Source organism: Vibrio sp. 1641 (assembly GCF_033339995.1).
Lineage (GTDB): Bacteria > Pseudomonadota > Gammaproteobacteria > Enterobacterales > Vibrionaceae > Vibrio > Vibrio alginolyticus.
In genome coordinates this window covers 1-562 of the sequence record NZ_JAWOVP010000400.1, presented here as the reverse complement: position 1 = coordinate 562, position 562 = coordinate 1, and the positions used below count along the sequence as shown (strand labels likewise).

Genomic DNA, 562 nt, shown 5'->3' with positions numbered 1-562 from the left:
AATAAAAGTATTGTGTCTTCGATACTGCCAGCGTAAGGGACGCCATCATTCAATAAAGTTGTTGGACGAAAGCCACCTATTATCGCTCCTCCTCTCTTAAACTTATCCGCTTCATTACCCTGTTTATCTACATATTCAATTGGAATGGTTTTCCCATTATCATCAAACAACCGTGCTAGTTTATCTTCCGAATGTAGTTGTTGCGGTAAAGGACAGAGGAGAAGCCTCTCTAAGCTGATAGTCGCTGTTCGAGAGCAAAACTCTATTGTTGAGTCTTTCGGGTTCTCGCAGTAATAGAAGTAACAAATAGGCCTAAAATTGCTAACAAACCCCGTTTCTTTTTGCATTTCTTTGTCACGTTCTATTTCATCTAATGTGACACCCAAAGGAGGATTTGCTGTGAGCATTTCGTAAGGAGATACACCCATAGCGTATCGGTTTTCATAGTCAGAGCGATTTTCGAAATTGTAATCATGTGAATAGTCACAAGGGTTTTCACCCTCTAAACGTTCTTTATATTTAGGAAACATCCAGCCAATGGAATATCCCATCAATTTATCGT

At 39.5% G+C, this 562-nt stretch carries 1 pseudogene; it reads right to left on the bottom strand.

Going from position 1 to position 562, the window contains the following annotated elements:
• Nucleotides 1-562: pseudogene (locus R7Z47_RS26200) on the bottom strand (hypothetical protein); the annotation flags it as partial.